Origin of the sequence: Serratia sp. Z4, from assembly GCF_009900725.1 — a bacterium.
Classification (GTDB): domain Bacteria; phylum Pseudomonadota; class Gammaproteobacteria; order Enterobacterales; family Enterobacteriaceae; genus Serratia; species Serratia nematodiphila.
This window is the reverse complement of sequence record NZ_JAAABD010000006.1, coordinates 124045-143045: the sequence shown is the minus strand read 5'-3', so window position 1 is coordinate 143045 and position 19001 is coordinate 124045. Positions and strand designations below refer to the sequence as shown.

Below are 19001 nucleotides of genomic sequence, written 5' to 3'. Positions count from 1 at the left end.
TTGGTTGCTTTTATCGGTACCGCGATCAGTCGTCGCTCACGTCGTGTGGTTTGCGCCCGAGCTGCCAAATCTTTTCCGCATAATGCCCCAACGCCCACAGGCTCAGGCCGAGCAGCGCGAAGAAAATCGTTTTCGGCATGCTGTCCCAGAAAAACTCGAACAGGCGGGTATAGAGGTTGATGCCGAGGAAGGTCAGCCCGAAACCGCGCAGCATGGCGTCGTCATGCTTCAACCCCAGCCAGATGGCGACGAGGGCGGCCAGCCCGAACAGCAGGCTCCAGTGGAACAGCTCAATCTGGCGCGCGCGGTACCAGCTGTCGAGATCGCCGTAGTTGCCGAAGATGGACAGCAGCCACAGCGCGATGAACAGGTACAGCAGGCCCATCGCCAGCGACACCCGCTGCAGGCCGCGCTGCGCCAAGAGCGGCCGCAGCAGCAATGCGGCGGCGATCAGCACCCCGCCGAAGGCGATAAAGCGAATCGGGTAGCTCATGCCGAGCCAGTAGGCGCCCCAGCCGGACAGGTAGCCGGTCTCGGCGCCGAAGGCATTGCCGAGCGACAGCAGGGCGAACCACCATACCAGCCCGGAGCGGCTGAACCAGCCGATCGCGCCGTACAGCAGCGCGGCGACCAGCAGCAGCACGGAAACCCGCCCGCTGCCGTTATCCAGCCAGACGCCCAGTTGCCATAAGGCGCAGGCGGTGAGCAACACGGCGACAAACAGCGCCGCCTCATTGCCGTAGCGTTTTTCCGGATGGCGTTGACGACGACGCAGCGCCCAAACGTAGGCCAGCGCCGCCAGTACGCCGGCGATCGCCATGCGCACCGGCGCGTCGAAGCGGAACAGTTCGCTCAGCCATGCAAGCAGTTCGCTGTCGGCGAACAGGCTGGTGACGGCGATCAGCAGCGAGGCCAGCGCGGCGAGAAACGCATAGCGCGCCAGTCGCCGCCAGTCGAAAGGTTGCACGTCCACATGCTGCAGCAGTTGCTGCCGTTGTTCGGGCGTCATGGCGCCTTCCCCAACCCAACCGTCCAGCGCCTTGCGCACCACGACGGCGTTCTTTTTACTGAGTTTCATGCTTCTTGTCCCTGAATCATCGGCCGATTCGGCCAGTATAGCCATTGGCGGGCGGCTACGACAAAGGGAGGCTAGTGTGTATAATGCCCGCCGCAAAAGCGCACGAGGAATTATGCGATGACTGAATATAACGATGAGTACTGGATGCGTCAGGCATTGCAGCTGGCCCTGCGCGCGCAGGAAGAGGGCGAGGTGCCGGTGGGTGCGCTGCTGGTGCTGGACAATCAGGTCATCGGCGAGGGCTGGAACCGGCCGATCGGCCGCCACGATCCTACCGCACACGCCGAGATCATGGCGCTGCGCCAGGGCGGCGCGGTGCTGCAAAACTATCGCCTGCTGAACGCCACGCTGTACGTCACGCTGGAGCCCTGCGTGATGTGCGCCGGCGCGATGGTGCACAGCCGCATCCGCCGGTTGGTGTACGGCGCCGCCGACGAGAAAACCGGCGCGGCCGGCTCGCTGGTGGACATTTTGCGCCATCCGGGCATGAACCATCAGGTGGAGATCGTCTCGGGCGTGCTGGCGGACGAATGCGCCGCCACCCTGAGCAATTTCTTCCGCCTGCGCCGCGAACAGAAAAAAGCGCTCAGGCTGGCGCAGCGGGCGGCGGATAAGCCGGAATAATCAGTAGTTGAGCGCCAGTTCCGGCATCACCGTCGGGTAGCCTTTCCCCAACGCTTCCTGCTCGGCGGCCGCTTGCGCCGCCTTTCTCTCTTTTTCCTGCAGATAGCCCACCAGGCTGACCTGATAGCGGCGGATGTTTTCTACATAGTTGTAGGCTTCACGCCCGCGCGCATAGCCGTAGGTCAGCTGCGGGTAGTAGCGCTTTTGGCTGAGCATCGGCAGGCGCTGTTTGACGTCGACCCAGCTGTCCGGGTTGCCTTTTTGCGTCTTGGTCAGCTTGCGCGCGTCCAGCATATGGCCCCACCCCATGTTGTAGGCCGCCAGCGAGAACCAGATGCGCTCGTCTTCCGGCACGCTGTCCGGCACCTTGGCCATCAGCCGCTGCAGGTACAGGGCGCCGCCCTGAATGCTCTCTTCCGGATCGAGGCGATCGTTGACCCCCAGGCCGTCGGCGGTGGCGCGGGTCAGCATCATCAGGCCGCGCACGCCGGTGGGGGAAGTGGCCTGCGGATTCCAGTGCGATTCCTGATAGGCGATGGCCGCCAGCAGCTTCCAGTCGATCTCGTTGGCGTGCTTCTCGAACAACGGGCGGAAGTTGGGCAGCACCGAATCGATGGCCGACAGGAAGGTTTTGGTGTCCACATAGTCGAAGCTGCCGACGTGGCCGAGGTATTTCTCTTCCAGCCGCGCCAGGGTGCCGTCGTCCACCATCTGACTGTAGAAATCCAGCATCGCCGCGTACAGGCTGTCGTCGCCGTCGCGTTTGAGGTACCAGGTGACCGGCTCTTCGTCGGTGACGTCGAACGCCACCGCCAGCTGCGGATGGATGCGCTGCAGCAGCGCGATGGTCACCGAATCGCCGAGGGTATAGTCCAGCTTGCCGTCGGCCACCCGCTCCAGCAGTTCTTTGGAGGTGAGATCGCTGGAGGACTCCCAGGCGAGATCCGGGTATTTATCCTGTTTGAGCTGCTTTAGCGTGCTGACGTGCGCGGAACCGGAGGCGACCGCCAGCTTGCCTTTGATGTCGGCGAAGCTTTTCGGCCGCGGGGTGCCCAGCCGGTACACCAGCTGTTGGGAAACGGAGTAGTAGGCCGGGCCGGTGCGCGCGCGGCTGAGGCGCTCCTGGTTGTAGATCAGGCCCGCCGCCAGCAGGTCGGCGTCGTCGTCGTCCAGATCGTCGAACAGGTCATTGATGTTCTGATGGGGGATCACCACCAGTTTTACCCCGAGGTAGTTGGCGAAGCGCTTGGCCAGTTCGTAGTCGAGCCCACCCGGCCCTTGCTTGGTGTTGAAATAGGTCAGCGGTGAATTCAGCGTGCTGATACGCAACTCGCCGCGGGAAATGATCTCCTGGAGTTGCCCGCCCTGGCCGCTGCGCCAGGTGATGTTGGGCCACAGCGCGAGAGCCAGAAGCAGAGTGACAACGCCGATGAGGATGTAGTTTATTTTAAGACGTTTCAAATAGTTATCCAGTGGTGGCACAGGTACGCCGGCGACGACAACCGCGACTTTTCTCATGGTTAAATCACCAGTGCGGGGGGCATTTTGCGCAACAAAACGCCAGTGTGCAACTTTATTGACACGTTATGACAATTCGACGGTGCGGCACGCTTTTATCAATAATCCCTACGCAAACGGTTTCGTCGGCGCCGAGGATTCTCTATAATGACGCGCGTTTTCCCCTGTTGCGCCCAATGAAGCGTCTTATCCTTCGCTTCGAAGACGAGAGAACTTTGATTATGGAAATTCTGCGTGGTTCGCCCGCTTTATCGGCTTTTCGCATTACCAAACTGCTGTCCCGCTGCCAGGACGCTCACCTGCCCGTCAGTGATATCTACGCCGAGTACGTCCACTTTGCCGATGTCAGCGCACCGCTAAGTGCCGAAGAACACGCCAAGCTTCAGCGTCTGCTCAAGTACGGTCCTTCTCTCGCCGAACACGCCCCTGAAGGCCGGCTGCTGCTGGTTACGCCGCGTCCGGGCACCATTTCTCCCTGGTCTTCCAAAGCCACCGACATCGCCCACAACTGCGGTCTGCAACAGGTGCTGCGGCTGGAGCGCGGTCTGGCGTTCTACGTCAAGGCGCCCGAGCTGACGGAAGCCCAGTGGCGGCAGCTCGCTGCGCTGCTGCACGACCGCATGATGGAAACCGTCTTCAGCGAGCTGCAACAGGCCGAACAGCTGTTCGCGCACCATCAGCCGGCGCCGTATCAGTCGGTCGACGTGCTGGGCGCAGGGCGCGCCGCGCTGGAGCAGGCCAACGTTCGGCTCGGCCTGGCGCTGGCGCAGGATGAGATCGACTACCTGCTGAATGCCTTTACCGGTTTGGGGCGCAACCCGACGGATATCGAACTTTATATGTTCGCGCAGGCTAACTCCGAGCACTGCCGCCACAAGATTTTCAACGCCGACTGGATCATCGACGGCGAGCAGCAGCCCAAGTCGCTGTTCAAAATGATCAAGAATACCTACGAGCAGACGCCGGACTACGTGCTGTCGGCGTATAAAGACAACGCCGCCGTGATGGAAGGTTCGCAGGTCGGCCGCTTCTTCGCCGCGCCGGAGAACGGCACGTACGATTACCATCAGGAAGACGCGCACATCCTGATGAAGGTGGAAACTCACAACCACCCGACGGCGATTTCGCCGTGGCCGGGCGCCGCGACCGGCTCCGGCGGCGAGATCCGCGACGAGGGCGCCACCGGCCGCGGCGCCAAGCCGAAGGCCGGCCTGGTGGGCTTCTCGGTGTCCAACCTGCGCATTCCCGGCTTTGAACAGCCGTGGGAGCAGGACTTCGGCAAGCCGGAACGCATCGTCACCGCACTGGACATCATGACCGAAGGCCCGCTGGGCGGCGCGGCGTTCAACAACGAATTCGGTCGCCCGGCGCTGCTGGGCTACTTCCGCACCTATGAAGAGCGCGTCAACAGCCATAACGGCGTCGAGCTGCGCGGCTACCACAAACCGATCATGCTGGCGGGCGGCATCGGCAACATCCGCGCCGATCACGTGCAGAAAGGGGAAATCACCGTCGGCGCCAAGCTGGTGGTGCTGGGCGGCCCGGCGATGAATATCGGCCTGGGCGGCGGCGCGGCGTCCTCGATGGCGTCCGGCCAGTCCGATGCCGATCTGGACTTCGCTTCGGTGCAGCGCGACAACCCGGAAATGGAACGCCGCTGTCAGGAAGTGATCGACCGCTGCTGGCAGCTGGGCGACCAGAACCCGATCCTGTTTATCCATGACGTCGGCGCCGGCGGCCTGTCCAACGCCATGCCGGAGCTGGTGAGCGACGGCGGCCGCGGTGGGCGCTTCGAGCTGCGCGATATCCTCAACGACGAGCCGGGCATGAGCCCGCTGGAAGTGTGGTGCAACGAATCGCAGGAACGTTACGTGATGGCGATCGCCCCGGCGCAGATGGCGCAGTTCGACGAGATCTGCCGCCGCGAGCGCGCGCCTTATGCGGTGATCGGTGAAGCGACCGAAGAACAGCACCTGACGCTGAACGACCGCCACTTCGACAACCAACCGATCGACATGCCGCTGGACGTGCTGCTCGGCAAAACGCCGAAGATGACCCGCGATGTCACCCGTCTGCAGGCGCAGGGCCAGGCGGTGCAGCGTGGGGACATCACGCTGGCCGACGCGGTGAAGCGCGTGCTGCATCTGCCGGCCGTCGCGGAGAAAACCTTCCTGATCACCATCGGCGACCGCACCGTCACCGGCATGGTGGCGCGTGACCAAATGGTCGGCCCGTGGCAGATCCCGGTGGCCGACTGCGCGGTCACCACCGCCAGCCTGGACAGCTATTACGGCGAGGCGATGTCGATCGGCGAACGCGCGCCGGTGGCGCTGCTGGACTTCGCCGCTTCCGGCCGCCTGGCGGTCGGGGAAGCGCTGACCAACCTGGCTGCCACGGAAATCGGCAGCCTGAAGCGCGTGAAGCTGTCCGCCAACTGGATGGCCGCCGCCGGCCACCCGGGTGAAGACGCCGGCCTGTACGAAGCGGTGAAAGCGGTGGGCGAAGAGCTGTGCCCGGCGCTGGGCATCACCATCCCGGTGGGCAAAGACTCCATGTCGATGAAAACCCGCTGGCAGGAAGGCGACGAACAGCGCGAAATGACCTCGCCGCTGTCGCTGGTCATCACCGCCTTTGCCCGTGTGGAAGACGTGCGCGACACCGTGACGCCGCAATTGCGCACCGATAAGGGCGACAGCGCGCTGCTGTTGATCGATCTGGGCAACGGCCATAACGCGCTGGGCGCTACCGCGCTGGCGCAGGTTTATCGCCAACTGGGCGACAAACCGGCCGATGTGCGCGATGTCGCGCAACTGGCGGGCTTCTTCAACGCCATGCAGCAGTTGGTGGCCGATCGCGCGCTGCTGGCTTATCACGACCGCGCCGACGGCGGCCTGCTGGTGACGCTGGCGGAGATGGCCTTCGCCGGTCACTGCGGCGTAGAGGTTAACCTCGATGGCCTCGACGACGATGCGCTGGCGGTGCTGTTCAACGAAGAGCTGGGCGCGGTGATCCAGGTGAGCGCCGAACGTCTCGACGAAGTGAAGCAGGCGTTCGCGCAGCACGGTTTGACCGACAACGTGCATCAGATCGGCAGCGCGCAGGCCGGCGATCGTTTCGTCATCAACCAACATGGCAAGGCGTTGTACAGTGAAAGCCGCAATACGCTGCGCACCTGGTGGGCGGAAACCACCTGGCAGATGCAGCGCCTGCGCGACAACCCGGCGTGCGCCGATCAGGAACATCAGGCCAAGCAGGATGAACAAGATCCCGGCCTGAACGTGAAGCTGACCTTTGCACCCGAGGAAGACATCGCCGCGCCGTACATCGCCAAGGGCGCTCGCCCGAAAGTGGCGGTGTTGCGCGAGCAGGGGGTGAACTCCCACGTTGAAATGGCGGCGGCGTTCCACCGCGCCGGCTTTGACGCCGTGGACGTGCACATGAGCGATCTGCTGGCCGGGCGCCGCGATCTGCAGGACTTCCACACGCTGGTGGCCTGCGGCGGCTTCTCTTACGGCGACGTCCTGGGCGCCGGTGAAGGCTGGGCGAAGTCTATCCTGTTCAACGAGCGGGTGCGAGACGAGTTTGAAGCGTTCTTCCACCGTCCGCAGACGCTGGCGCTGGGCGTATGCAACGGCTGCCAGATGATGTCCAACCTGCGTGAGCTGATCCCGGGGGCCGAACACTGGCCGCGCTTCGTGCGCAACCTGTCGGATCGCTTCGAGGCGCGCTTCAGCCTGGTGGAAGTGGCGGCCAGCCCGTCGCTGTTCCTGCAGGGCATGACCGGTTCGCGCATGCCGATCGCTGTTTCCCACGGTGAAGGGCACGTCGAAGTGCGCGATGCGGCGCATCTGGCGGCGCTGGAAAGCCATGGTCTGGTGGCGCTGCGTTTCGTCAACAACGCCGGTCAGGTGACGGAAGCTTACCCGGCTAACCCGAACGGTTCGCCGAATGGCATCACCGCCGTGACCAGCGCCAACGGGCGCGCCACGGTGATGATGCCGCACCCGGAACGCGTGTTCCGCACCGTCAGTAACTCCTGGCACCCGGAAGAGTGGGGCGAGGACAGCCCGTGGATGCGTATGTTCCGCAACGCCCGTAAGCAGCTGGGCTAAAAACGGCCACCACCGTACAGAGGGCGCAAGCAATTGCGCCCTTTTTTATGGCCGGCGTTCGCCGTCTGGCGGCAGTGTCTGCATTTTGCGACAAGCGCTATTTTCCCTGTCGCCAAATGGAGACGTTTAACTTATTGATTTTATTGTAGGTAAGCAGGTTTGACTTTAGTTGTCTGCATTTGGCGACAGCGCGGCGTTTTTTTCATCGCTCATCAGTACGTAATGGGTGGGGGAATTTGCTGATGTAATTTTATTTTTAAATAAAATCATTGTGTTATGATTTTTATTGCAAAGCTGGCATGCAACGTGCATTATTCTCGGCGGCTGCTCATTCACCTTTTTATGACGGCGCCGTAATTAGACGGCAAATCGCCTCATAAGCCTCCGAATGATGCCAAAGAAATGGTGCCTATCGTCCAACCAAACCGATAACAGACCGCGCAAGCGGCTTTATCAAGCATCGGGCGACACGTGGAGTGAGGCACCGCCTGTATCCAACTGTGATGAAGGGTTCATCAATCCTGGATACTTACGGATGCTATTCGTCCTGTTCGATGCCAGCCGCTGCGCTACATCACCCTGGGGACGAGGTTTAAGGGCATCCACACTTTCCTTGCGTTGGGGCAAGTTTCTTGCCCCGATGTCAATTCTCAACGCTGCGCTATGCCCGTTTCGTTGCCTATGCCCTCGAACGCAGACGCTATCCCCACACTCTCGTTTTCGCGCCGGTTGATGTTACCGGGGCCGCATGCCGTCGGCAGGCCAGGCCCATGGGCGCGCTTCGCCGATCCCGCGGCTTTTTCCTTGCGCGTTCAGGATTCTCCCCTGCCGGGCTTTTCTCTTTCCGGCGAGTCAGTTAGCATCGTGACAGAGCTGAGAGAATGAGATGATTTCGTTGAAAAAATGGCGTTTATTCCCCCGTTCGCTGCGGCAATTGGTGCTGCTGGCCTTCCTGTTGGTGCTGCTGCCGCTGTTGGTGCTGGCCTATCAAGCCTACCAGAGCCTGGATCACCTCAGCGCGCAGGCGGCGGACATCAACCGCACCACGCTGGTGGACGCGCGGCGCAGCGAGGCGATGACCAGCGTGGCGCTGGAGATGGAGCGCAGCTATCGTCAGTACTGCGTGCTGGTCGATCCTACGCTGCAGAAGCTGTACCAGAACCAGCGCAAACAGTATTCGCAGATGCTGGACGCCCACGCGCCGATCCTGCCGGACGAGCGCTACTACCAAACGCTGCGTCAGTTGCTGACCCAGCTGGCGGCGATCAAATGCCATAACAGCGGGCCGGACCAAGAGGCTTCGGCCCTGCTCGAATCGTTCTCCCGTTCCAACGCCGAAATGGTGCAGGCCACGCGCGCGGTGGTGTTCTCGCGCGGCCAGCAGCTGCAGCAAGCCATCGCCGAGCGCGGCCAGTTCTTCGGCTGGCAGGCGCTGCTGTTGTTCCTGGTCAGCGTGCTGCTGGTGGTGCTGTTCACCCGCATGATCATCGGGCCGGTCAAGGCCGTGGAACGGATGATCAATCGCCTGGGGGAAGGGCGCGCGCTGGGCAGCACCGCGTCGTTCAAAGGGCCGCGCGAGCTGCGTTCGCTGGCGCAGCGCATCATTTGGCTGAGCGAGCGGCTGGCGTGGCTGGAATCGCAGCGCCACGAGTTCTTGCGCCATATCTCGCACGAGTTGAAAACGCCGCTGGCCAGCATGCGTGAAGGCACCGAACTGCTGGCCGACGAAGTGGCGGGGCCGCTGACCTCCGATCAAAAAGAGGTGGTGGCGATCCTCGACAACAGCAGTCGCCACCTGCAGCAGCTGATTGAACAACTGCTGGATTACAACCGCAAACTGGCCGACGGCCCGGCGGAACACGAGAACGTCGAGCTGCGCGAGATGGTCGATTTGGTGGTCGCCGCGCACAGTTTGCCGGCGCGGGCGAAGATGATTTCCACCGAAATCGCGCTGGAGGCGGAAATCTGCTGGGCAGAGCCTACGCTATTAATGCGCGTGCTGGATAATCTCTACTCCAATGCGGTGCACTACGGCAAGGAATCCGGTAACATTTGGATCCGCAGCCGTCAGGTTGGACAACGGGTGCAAATCGACGTCGCCAATACCGGCACGCCGATCCCCGAGGCTGAAAGAGCCATGATTTTCGAGCCTTTTTTCCAGGGTAGTCACCAGCGAAAAGGGGCGGTAAAAGGAAGCGGACTGGGGTTGAGCATCGCTCAGGACTGTATCCGTCGCATGCGCGGTGAGCTGCAACTGGCGACGGTCGCCGGTGCAGACGTCTGCTTCCGCATTGAACTGCCGTTAACCGCCGAGAATGAATAAATAATGTACACATGGTCTAAGCGCCTTCGTCTTTCGCAGACCGAACGTTCACCGCGTGCCACGCACAGAGCGCCGCTCGGCAAACGCCCGATCAGCTGGTTGGGCGCCGTTTTCTTTATGCCGCTGTTGCTGGCGGGCTGCGTCGATCGCGCGGTCAGCGGCGGCCTGAGCGCTCAGCAGCAAGAAGCGATCCCGGATACCAAGGTGATCGATTACCGCACAGCGGCTTGCGATACCCTGTGGCAGTTGGACGACAAGGACGCGCTGGATAACGCGCTCTACTGGCTGCGTGCGATGGACTGCGCCGATCGCATCGGCTCAACCCAGGCGCGCGCGCTGGCGAAAACGGTGCCTGGCGACAGCTGGTCCGGCGTTTTCAAACAGAGCATCCTGCTGGGGAGCGCACAGCCGACCTCCGGCGAACGCCGCCAGATGATCGACAGGATCAACAGCTACCGGATGGAGTTTCCCGGTTCGCTGCGTCCACTGACGCAGCTGTGGCGCCAGCAGCAGATGCTGCAGATCACGCTGTTCGATGAGAAAGCGCGTTATCAGCATCTGCAGGAAAGCAGCGACAGCCAGATCGATTCGCTGCGCCAGAGCCAGGCGCGCTTGCAATCGCAGCTGCAGGACACCTCGCGCAAGCTGGAAAACCTGACCGACATCGAGCGACAGCTCTCATCGCGCAAGCAGCTGCAAGGGGAAATACCGGACAACGGCACAGGCTCGCAAAAGGGCGAAGCCGCCGGTAAAAACGGCGCGGCCGCGAAAGGGGCTGAGCCGCAGGACGAACCGGAAAAGGGCACTGCGCTGCCGGTTGAACCGGAAGACACCTATACGCCGCACCCTGCCAATAAGGAGTCCCACGCGCAATGACCGCACGCAAACCGGCCAACCTGTTATTGGTTGACGACGATCCCAGCCTGCTGAAGCTGCTGGGCATGCGCCTGACCAGCGAAGGTTTTCACGTCACCACCGCCGAAAGCGGCCAGGAAGCGCTGCGCCTGCTGGCGCGCGAACAGATCGATCTGGTGATCAGCGATCTGCGCATGGATGAGATGGACGGCATGGCGCTGTTCGCCGAGATCCAAAAACATCAGCCGGGCATGCCGGTGATCATTCTCACCGCGCACGGTTCGATTCCCGATGCGGTGGCCGCCACCCAGCAGGGGGTGTTCAGCTTTCTCACCAAGCCGGTGGATCGCGATGCGCTGTACAAGGCCATCGACGAGGCGCTCGCGCTGTCGGCCAGCCCGGCCGGCGACGATGCCTGGCGGGAAGACATCGTCACCCGCAGCCCGTTGATGCTGCGCCTGCTGGAGCAGGTGAAAATGGTGGCGCAGTCGGACGTCAGCGTATTGATCAACGGCCAGAGCGGCACCGGTAAAGAGGTGGTGGCGCAGGCGATCCACGCGGCCAGCCCGCGCGCCAGCAAGGCGTTCATCGCCATCAACTGCGGCGCGCTGCCGGAGCAGCTGCTGGAGTCCGAACTGTTCGGCCACGCCAAGGGCGCCTTTACCGGTGCGGTCAGCAGCCGCGAAGGGCTGTTCCAGGCGGCGGCGGGCGGCACGCTGTTCCTCGACGAGATCGGCGATATGCCGCTGTCGCTGCAGGTGAAGCTGCTGCGCGTGCTGCAGGAGCGCAAGGTGCGGCCGCTCGGCAGCAATCGCGATCTGGACATTGACGTACGCATCATCTCCGCCACCCACCGCGATCTGCAAAAGGCGATGGCGAAGAACGAGTTCCGCGAGGATCTCTACTACCGCCTCAACGTGGTGAACCTCAAGATCCCGGCGCTCAACGAGCGCGCCGAAGATATCCCGCTGCTGGCCAATCACCTGTTGCGCGAAGCGGCTCAGCGGCACAAGCCGTTCGTGCGCAGCTTCTCGACCGACGCCATGAAGCGGCTGATGACCGCCAGCTGGCCGGGCAACGTGCGTCAGTTGGTCAACGTCATCGAGCAGTGCGTGGCGCTGACCTCTGCGCCGGTGATCAGCGAAGCGTTGGTGGAGCAGGCGCTGGAAGGGGAAAATACCGCGCTGCCGACCTTTGCCGAAGCGCGCAACCAGTTCGAGTTGCATTACCTGCGCAAGCTGCTGCAGATCACCAAGGGCAACGTGACCCAGGCCGCGCGCATGGCGGGCCGCAACCGCACCGAGTTTTACAAATTGCTGTCGCGCCACGAGCTGGACGCCAACGATTTTAAAGAATGACAGTTTCCCGCCGGCGCCTGCCACGCAGGTTCTCAACAAATCCGGCGGAATGATTTACACTCCGTTCTCTTTGCCGCGGCGCGCCCCGGCGTAGAGCACCATGGAACGTATTAAGCGGGATCGTACACAAATGAGCAGATCACTTTCCATCGCCCTGGCCCAGCTGAACCTGCTGGTCGGCGACATTGAAGGCAACACCGAACGCATGTTGCAAATCGTGCAGGAGCAGCAGAAGGCGGGAGCCGATCTGGTCATGTTCAGCGAACTGGCGCTGTCCGGCTACCCGCCGGAAGACCTGCTGTACCGCAATGATTTCTATCAGCGCTGCGATGCGCAGCTGCTGCGCCTGCAGCAGGCCTCCGCCGAGACGGCGATCCTGGTCGGCCACCCGTGGCGCGAAGGCGACAAGCTGTACAACGCGCTGTCGCTGTTCGCCGAAGGCCGCCTGCTGACCCGCTACTTCAAGCAGCAGCTGCCGAACTACGGCGTGTTCGATGAGAAGCGCTATTTCCACGCCGGCAACGACACCTGCGTGGTGGAGCTGAAAGGCTACCGTCTGGGGCTGCTGATCTGCGAAGATCTGTGGTTCCCTGAGCCGATCGACGCCGCCAAGGCGGCCGGCGCGGAGATTATCCTGTCGATCAACGCCTCACCGTATAATCGCGAAAAACCGTATATCCGCAAAACGCTGATGGCCGGCCACTGCCAGCGCACTCAGCTGCCGCTGGTGTACCTCAACCAGGTCGGCGGCCAGGATGAGCTGATCTTCGACGGCTGCTCCAAGGTCTTCGACGCCGCCGGCACCATGACTCACCGTCTGGCGGCCTTCGACGAGCAAGTGACCCGCCTGGAATTCAACGAGCTGGATGTGGTGCCGATGGCCGATCCGGCCGCTGAGCTGCCGCAGCTGGCGCAGGTGTACCAAGCGCTGGTGCTGGCGGTGCGCGACTATGTGACCAAAAATGGCTTTAAAGGCGCGGTGCTGGGGCTGTCCGGCGGCATCGACTCGGCGCTGACGCTGGCGATCGCCGTGGATGCGTTGGGCAAAGACAAGGTGCAGGCGCTGATGATGCCATTCCGCTACACCGCGGATATCAGCATCGCCGACGCCAAGGAAGAGGCGGAAATCCTCGGCGTGGAGTTCGATATCGTCTCCATCGAACCGATGTTCGACGCCTTTATGGGCCAGCTGTCGCCGATGTTCGCCGGCACCGAGCGCGACACCACCGAAGAGAACCTGCAGGCGCGTTGCCGCGGGGTGGTGCTGATGGCGCTGTCCAACAAGCGCCGCAGCATCGTGCTGACCACCGGCAACAAGAGCGAAATGGCGGTCGGTTACGCCACGCTGTACGGCGATATGGCCGGCGGTTTCGACGTGCTGAAGGACGTGCCGAAAACGCTGGTGTTCAAGCTGTCTGAATACCGTAACACCGTCTCCTACGTGATCCCGCAGCGGGTGATCGATCGCCCGCCGTCCGCCGAGCTGGCGCCGGATCAGGTCGATCAGGACAGCCTGCCGCCGTACGATATCCTGGATGCGATCCTGGAAGGCTACGTCGAGCGCGACAAGTCGGTCGCCGATCTGGTGGCCGAAGGGTTCGACGAAGCGATCGTGCGCAAGGTGATCCGCCTGGTGGACATCAACGAATACAAGCGGCGTCAGGCCGCCGTCGGGCCGCGTATCACCGCCCGTAACTTCGGCAAAGACCGCCGCTACCCCATCACATCCGGTTTTGGCCGCAAAAATTGGTAAAAGGAAAGAAGATGAAAAAGATCGACGCGATTATCAAGCCGTTCAAACTGGATGACGTCCGCGAAGCGCTGGCCGAAGTGGGCATCACCGGCATGACGGTCACCGAAGTCAAAGGCTTCGGCCGCCAGAAGGGCCACACCGAGCTGTACCGCGGCGCCGAATACATGGTCGATTTTCTGCCTAAGGTGAAGATCGAGATCGTGGTTGCCGACGACATCGTCGACACCTGCGTGGAAACCATTATGCAAACCGCGCAGACCGGCAAGATCGGCGACGGCAAAATCTTCGTCTTCGACGTGGCGCGCGTGGTGCGTATCCGTACCGGCGAGCAGGACGAAGAAGCGATCTGATCCTCCGCAGGATCATCGGCCATCAGGGCGCAGCATGCTGCGCCCTTGTCATTTCTGCTCCCCTTACATCACACCTCTTCGCCTCGCCGTTTCCCCCATTTTTGCCTGCGGGCATTCTAAAAAAGCGAACGCTATCGCGTTTTTGACACTTTTCCCGATCGCTTCACGGCTGGCGTCTACACTCAACGCAATGTTTTTGCTTGAGGAATCACCCCCATGATGACGTTACGCCAAATCCGCCACTTCATCGCCGTGGCGGAAACCGGGTCGATCTCCGCCGGCGCCCAGGCGGTGTTTGTCTCCCAGTCTTCGCTGACGCTGGCGATCCAGCAGCTGGAAACCGAGATCGGCGTGCGGCTGTTCGATCGCCACGCCAAGGGCATGACGCTGACCCATCAGGGGCACCAATTCTTGCGCCAGTCGTATCTGATCCTGGCGACGGTGGACAACGCCAAGCGCAGCCTGCAGATCGGCACCGAAAGCCTGACCGGCAAGCTGACTATCGGCGTCACCAGCCTGGTGGCCGGTTACTTCCTGGTGGAACTGCTCACGCGCTTTAAATCGGCTTATCCCAATGTCACCGTGCAGGTGGTTGAAGACGAACGCCCGTACATCGAGCATCTGCTGGTCAGCGGCGAGATCGACATCGGCGTGCTGATCTTGTCGAACATCGAGGACCGCGACGCGCTGCAGACCGAGGTGCTGATGCACTCGCCGTATCGCCTGTGGCTGCCGCCGCTGCACCCGCTGCTGGAGCACGAGAGCATCAGCCTGGCGGACGTGGCCAAACAGCCGCTGATCCAGCTCAACGCCGATGAAATGGACGTGCACGCGCGGCGCATCTGGGCGCGCGCCGGGCTGAAGCCGGAGATCGCCATGAAGACCGCCTCGACCGAGGCGGTGCGCAGCCTGGTGGCGGCGGGGATGGGAGTCTCCATCCAGCCGGATATGGCGTACCGCGCCTGGTCGCTGGAGGGCAACATGATCGAGGCGCGCAAGCTGGACGATCTGCTGGAGCCGCTGGATATCGGGTTGGCATGGCGGCGCGGCAGCGCGCGGCCGGAGCTGGTGACGCCGTTCCTCACCATCGCGCGCGAGAACGGCAGCAAACATGCCGCCGGGCTTAAGCATTCGATTTAATCGAACGCGTCGTTCAGTATTTAGAATTTGTTGCCCGCCAGAGGCTCGCTTAGGCTGATTAAAACTAACTTATTCACATTTGGTTAACGTTTTTGTCACTTAGGGGCGTCAGGCGATGGCGGATGTGCAGGTTCTCTCAGGTTTGTCCTGTCAGCAGTTCATTAACGGTCAGCTTATCGACGGCGAAGGCCAGCAGGAGTGCATCGTCAATCCGGCCAACGGCGAGACGCTGATCGCCCTGACCGAAGCCTCTGCGGCGCAGGTCGGCAGCGCGGTGAAAGCCGCGCAGCAGGCGTTTGGCCATTGGTCGCGCACTACGCCGGCCCAGCGCGCCACGCTGTTGCTGCGCATCGCCGACGCCATTGAGCGGCAGGCGCCGCAGCTGGCGCAGCTGGAGGCCCTCAACTGCGGCAAACCGCTGCATCAGGCGCTTAATGACGATCTGCCGGCGGCGGTCGACGTGTTCCGCTTCTTTGCCGGCGCGGTGCGTACGCAGCAAGGGCAACTGGCCGGTGAGTATGTGCCGGGCCACACCTCGATGATCCGCCGCGATCCCATTGGCGTGGTGGCCTCGATCGCCCCCTGGAACTATCCGCTGATGATGGCGGCGTGGAAGATCGCGCCGGCGTTGGCGGCGGGCAATACCGTGGTGTTTAAACCCTCCGAACATACGCCGCTGACCATTCTGGCGTTGGTGCCTGCGCTGCAGGAGATCCTGCCGCCGGGCGTGCTGAACATCGTCTATGGCGGCGGTGAAGGGGTCGGCAGCCAACTGGTGGGGCACCCGCAGGTGCGGCTGGTGTCGGTCACCGGCGATATCGTCACCGGGCAAAAAATCCTCCAGGCGGCGGCCAAAAGCGTCAAGCGCACCCATCTGGAGCTGGGGGGCAAGGCGCCGGTGATCGTTTGCGACGACGCCGATCTCGACGAGGTGGTCAACGGCATTCGCACCTATGGCTATTACAACGCCGGCCAGGACTGCACCGCCGCCTGCCGCATCTACGCGCAGGCCGGCATCTATCCCAAACTGGTGGACGCGCTGGGCGAAGCGGTCGCCAGCCTGCGCTTCGCCCGCAAGCGCGATCAGGACAACGAGATCGGCCCGTTGATAAGTGCCCGCCAGCGCGATCGCGTCGCCAGCTTTGTCGAGCGGGCGCTCAGCCAACCGCATATCGAATTGATCACCGGCGCTGCGGCGCACTCCGGGCCGGGGTTCTACTACCAGCCGACCCTGCTGGCGGGTTGCCTGCAAAGCGACGAGATCGTGCAGCGTGAGGTGTTTGGCCCGGTGGTCAGCGTCACGCGCTTCGAACACCTGGAGCAGGCGGTCGCGTGGGCCAACGACTCGGAATACGGGCTGGCCTCGTCGGTGTGGACGCAAAATATCGATCGGGCGCTGCACATTGCCGCCCATCTGCAGTACGGCAGCACCTGGATCAACACTCATTTCACCTTGGCGAGCGAAATGCCGCACGGCGGCCTGAAACGCTCCGGCTACGGCAAGGATCTGTCCAGCGATTCGCTGCAGGATTACAGCGTTGTCAGGCACGTAATGGCGAAGTTCAAAGCCGGCTTCTAACGGTTATATCAAGAAAAATCAGGCGGCAGCCGTTCCCTGCCGCATACCGATAAGCAACACAGGGGTAATTACGATGGGAAAAACTACCGCAGTCACCACCACCGTCTCCGCGCTCTGTCTCACCGTGCTGTGCGGCCTGGCCCAGGCGGCCGATCTGCCGCAGGCGCTGGGCAAAGGCGAAGGCCGACTGGACATCATCGCCTGGCCCGGCTACATCGAACGCGGCCAGTCCGACAAAAACTACGACTGGGTCACCCAGTTTGAAAAGCAAACCGGCTGTGCGGTGAACGTGAAGACCGCCGCCACCTCCGATGAAATGGTCAGCCTGATGGCCAAAGGCGGCTACGATCTGGTGACCGCCTCCGGCGACGCCTCGCTGCGCCTGATCTTCGGCAAGCGGGTGCAGCCGATCAACACCGCGCTGATCCCGAACTGGAAGAACATCGATTCGCGCCTGCTGAACGGCGCCTGGTACACCGTGGACGGCAAAACCTACGGCACGCCGTACCAGTGGGGGCCGAACCTGCTGATGTACAACACCAAAACCTTCCCGACGCCGCCGGACAGCTGGGCGGTGATCTTCCAGCAGCAGAACCTGCCGGACGGTAAGAGCAACCAGGGGCGGGTGCAGGCTTACGACGGCCCGATCTACATCGCCGACGCGGCGCTGTTCCTGAAGGCCACCCAGCCGCAGCTCGGCATCAGCGATCCTTACCAGCTCAACGAAGAGCAGTATCAGGCGGCGCTGAAGCTGCTGCGCAGCCAGCACGCGCTGATCCACCGCTACTGGCACGATACCTCGGTGCAGATGAGCGACTTTAAAAACGAAGGCGTGGTGGCCTCCAGCGCCTGGCCGTATCAGGCCAACGCCCTGAAGGGCGAAGGGCAGCCGATCGCCACCGTGTTCCCGAAAGAGGGCGTGACCGGCTGGGCGGACACCACCATGCTGCATGCCGACGCCAAACACCCGAGCTGCGCCTACCAGTGGATGAACTGGTCGCTGGAGCCGAAGGTGCAGGGCGATGTGGCGGCCTGGTTCGGGTCGGTGCCGGCTTCACCGGCGGGCTGCAAGGCCAGCGCGCTGCTGGGTGAGAAGGGTTGCGAAACCAACGGTTTCAACCAGTTCGACAAAATCGCCTTCTGGAAAACGCCGCAGGCGCAGGGCGGCAAGTTCGTGCCGTACAGCCGCTGGACCCAGGATTACATCGCCATCATGGGCGGCCGCTAAGCCGCGGGGCGCAGCCCGCTGCGCCCGAATCACATCAGAATGGAGCACAGAAAATGACCATTGCCGTGCAATTCATCGATGTTTCGCGGACTTTCGGCGATGTTCGCGCCGTGGATCGGGTATCCATCGACATTCAGGACGGGGAATTCTTCTCCATGCTCGGGCCGTCCGGCTCGGGCAAAACCACCTGCCTGCGCCTGATCGCCGGCTTTGAACAGCTCACTTCCGGCTCGATTCGCATTCACGGCCAGGAAGCCGCCAACCTGCCGCCGTATCAGCGCGACGTGAATACCGTGTTTCAGGATTACGCGCTGTTTCCGCACATGTCGGTGCTGGAAAACGTCGCCTACGGCCTGATGGTGAAGGGCGTCGCCAAACGCGAGCGGCTGGCGCGGGCGCAAGAGGCGCTGGAGAGCGTGGCGCTCGGTTTCGTCGCCGAACGCAAGCCGGCGCACCTGTCGGGCGGCCAGCGGCAGCGCGTGGCGCTGGCGCGCGCGCTGGTCAACCGGCCACGGGTGCTGCTGCTGGACGAACCGCTCGGCGCGCTGGATCTCAAGCTGCGCGAGCAGATGCAGGGCGAACTGAAGAAGCTGCAGCGCCAGCTGGGCATCACCTTTATCTTCGTCACCCACGATCAAAGCGAAGCGCTGTCGATGTCCGATCGGGTGGCGGTATTCAATAACGGCCACATCGAGCAGGTGGATACGCCGCGCGAGCTTTACATGCGGCCGAAGACGCCGTTCGTCGCCGAGTTCGTCGGCACCTCCAACGTGGTGCGCAGCGAGCTGGCGCAGCGCCTGCTCGGCGAAAGCCGAACCTTCTCGATCCGGCCGGAGCATATTCGCCTGCTGGAGCAAGGCGGCGCGGCGCAGGACGAAATCCAGGTGCAGGGCACGCTGCAGGAAATCCACTACCAGGGCGCGGCCACGCGCTATGAGATCGCGCTGAACGGCGGCGAAAAGCTGCTGGTCAGCCAGGCCAATCCACAGTGGATCGCCGCAGGGCAACAGCGGCAGATCGGCCAGCCGATCGTCGCCTGCTGGCCGCGCGCGGCGATGGTGCCGCTGCTGGAGGAGAGGTGAG

The 19001-nt window shown here is 62.7% G+C and carries 13 protein-coding genes; 11 read left to right on the top strand and 2 right to left on the bottom strand.

Features of this window, described 5'->3' with window-relative positions:
- Positions 1 to 25: 25 nt before the first annotated feature.
- Positions 26 to 1078: a DUF2157 domain-containing protein gene (locus tag GT753_RS19775; protein WP_160125871.1), complete on the bottom strand. Its 1053-nt coding sequence runs from the start codon at positions 1076 to 1078 to the stop codon at positions 26 to 28.
- 117 nt (positions 1079 to 1195) lie between these two features.
- Between GT753_RS19775 and tadA the strand changes: the two genes are divergently transcribed.
- Positions 1196 to 1702, top strand: coding sequence for a tRNA adenosine(34) deaminase TadA (gene tadA, locus GT753_RS19770; protein ID WP_015378796.1), 507 nt, complete (start codon positions 1196 to 1198; stop codon positions 1700 to 1702).
- Here the strand turns inward: tadA and mltF are convergent, their stop codons facing one another.
- Positions 1703 to 3163 carry a membrane-bound lytic murein transglycosylase MltF gene (gene mltF / locus GT753_RS19765; protein WP_004941352.1) on the bottom strand — a complete coding sequence of 487 codons (1461 nt, stop codon included), beginning with the start codon at positions 3161 to 3163 and terminating at the stop codon, positions 1703 to 1705.
- A 278-nt stretch (positions 3164 to 3441) separates the two neighbouring features.
- On the opposite strand from mltF, the gene purL reads away from it, so the two are divergent.
- The 10 genes from purL to GT753_RS19715 all read left to right on the top strand — a co-directional run bounded on the left by purL (position 3442) and on the right by GT753_RS19715 (position 19000).
- A complete protein-coding gene (gene purL / locus GT753_RS19760; RefSeq protein WP_160125870.1) occupies positions 3442 to 7332 on the top strand; it encodes a phosphoribosylformylglycinamidine synthase in 3891 nt (1296 codons plus the stop codon).
- Positions 7333 to 8218: 886 nt separating this feature from the next.
- Positions 8219 to 9655, top strand: a complete 1437-nt coding sequence (locus tag GT753_RS19755; protein ID WP_004941357.1) for a HAMP domain-containing sensor histidine kinase — start codon at positions 8219 to 8221, stop codon at positions 9653 to 9655.
- A 3-nt stretch (positions 9656 to 9658) separates the two neighbouring features.
- Entirely contained in the window at positions 9659 to 10531 is an 873-nt protein-coding gene (gene qseG / locus GT753_RS19750) for a two-component system QseEF-associated lipoprotein QseG (RefSeq protein WP_004941359.1), read from the top strand.
- Complete coding sequence (gene glrR / locus GT753_RS19745; RefSeq protein WP_004941361.1) at positions 10528 to 11868, top strand: two-component system response regulator GlrR; 1341 nt, start codon at positions 10528 to 10530, stop codon at positions 11866 to 11868. Before qseG ends, glrR begins: the two co-directional genes overlap by 4 nt.
- A gap of 130 nt (positions 11869 to 11998) precedes the next feature.
- On the top strand, positions 11999 to 13621 hold the full coding sequence (locus GT753_RS19740) for an NAD+ synthase (protein ID WP_021504519.1): 1623 nt from the start codon (positions 11999 to 12001) through the stop codon (positions 13619 to 13621).
- 11 nt (positions 13622 to 13632) lie between these two features.
- Positions 13633 to 13971 carry a nitrogen regulatory protein P-II gene (glnB, locus tag GT753_RS19735; RefSeq protein WP_004847623.1) on the top strand — a complete coding sequence of 113 codons (339 nt, stop codon included), beginning with the start codon at positions 13633 to 13635 and terminating at the stop codon, positions 13969 to 13971.
- A gap of 216 nt (positions 13972 to 14187) precedes the next feature.
- Positions 14188 to 15111, top strand: a complete 924-nt coding sequence (locus GT753_RS19730) for a LysR substrate-binding domain-containing protein (protein ID WP_015378793.1) — start codon at positions 14188 to 14190, stop codon at positions 15109 to 15111.
- 115 nt (positions 15112 to 15226) lie between these two features.
- Positions 15227 to 16690, top strand: coding sequence for a gamma-aminobutyraldehyde dehydrogenase (locus tag GT753_RS19725; RefSeq protein ID WP_033639607.1), 1464 nt, complete (start codon positions 15227 to 15229; stop codon positions 16688 to 16690).
- Positions 16691 to 16763: 73 nt separating this feature from the next.
- The gene (gene ydcS / locus GT753_RS19720; RefSeq protein WP_021504517.1) at positions 16764 to 17918 is read left to right on the top strand and encodes a putative ABC transporter substrate-binding protein YdcS; all 1155 of its coding nucleotides are present in this window, start codon (positions 16764 to 16766) and stop codon (positions 17916 to 17918) included.
- Between the two features lie 53 nt (positions 17919 to 17971).
- Entirely contained in the window at positions 17972 to 19000 is a 1029-nt protein-coding gene (locus tag GT753_RS19715; RefSeq protein WP_021504516.1) for an ABC transporter ATP-binding protein, read from the top strand.
- Position 19001 lies beyond the last annotated feature (1 nt).

What these genes read in the sequence shown, in the direction of transcription:
- GT753_RS19775 (WP_160125871.1), bottom strand. Translation starts at nt 1,078, where the DNA reads ATGAAACTCAGTAAAAAGAACGCCGTCGTGGTGCGCAAGGCGCTGGAC.
- tadA (WP_015378796.1), top strand. Translation starts at nt 1,196, where the DNA reads ATGACTGAATATAACGATGAGTACTGGATGCGTCAGGCATTGCAGCTG.
- purL (WP_160125870.1), top strand. Translation starts at nt 3,442, where the DNA reads ATGGAAATTCTGCGTGGTTCGCCCGCTTTATCGGCTTTTCGCATTACC.
- GT753_RS19755 (WP_004941357.1), top strand. Translation starts at nt 8,219, where the DNA reads ATGATTTCGTTGAAAAAATGGCGTTTATTCCCCCGTTCGCTGCGGCAA.
- qseG (WP_004941359.1), top strand. Translation starts at nt 9,659, where the DNA reads ATGTACACATGGTCTAAGCGCCTTCGTCTTTCGCAGACCGAACGTTCA.
- glrR (WP_004941361.1), top strand. Translation starts at nt 10,528, where the DNA reads ATGACCGCACGCAAACCGGCCAACCTGTTATTGGTTGACGACGATCCC.
- GT753_RS19740 (WP_021504519.1), top strand. Translation starts at nt 11,999, where the DNA reads ATGAGCAGATCACTTTCCATCGCCCTGGCCCAGCTGAACCTGCTGGTC.
- glnB (WP_004847623.1), top strand. Translation starts at nt 13,633, where the DNA reads ATGAAAAAGATCGACGCGATTATCAAGCCGTTCAAACTGGATGACGTC.
- GT753_RS19730 (WP_015378793.1), top strand. Translation starts at nt 14,188, where the DNA reads ATGATGACGTTACGCCAAATCCGCCACTTCATCGCCGTGGCGGAAACC.
- GT753_RS19725 (WP_033639607.1), top strand. Translation starts at nt 15,227, where the DNA reads ATGGCGGATGTGCAGGTTCTCTCAGGTTTGTCCTGTCAGCAGTTCATT.
- ydcS (WP_021504517.1), top strand. Translation starts at nt 16,764, where the DNA reads ATGGGAAAAACTACCGCAGTCACCACCACCGTCTCCGCGCTCTGTCTC.
- GT753_RS19715 (WP_021504516.1), top strand. Translation starts at nt 17,972, where the DNA reads ATGACCATTGCCGTGCAATTCATCGATGTTTCGCGGACTTTCGGCGAT.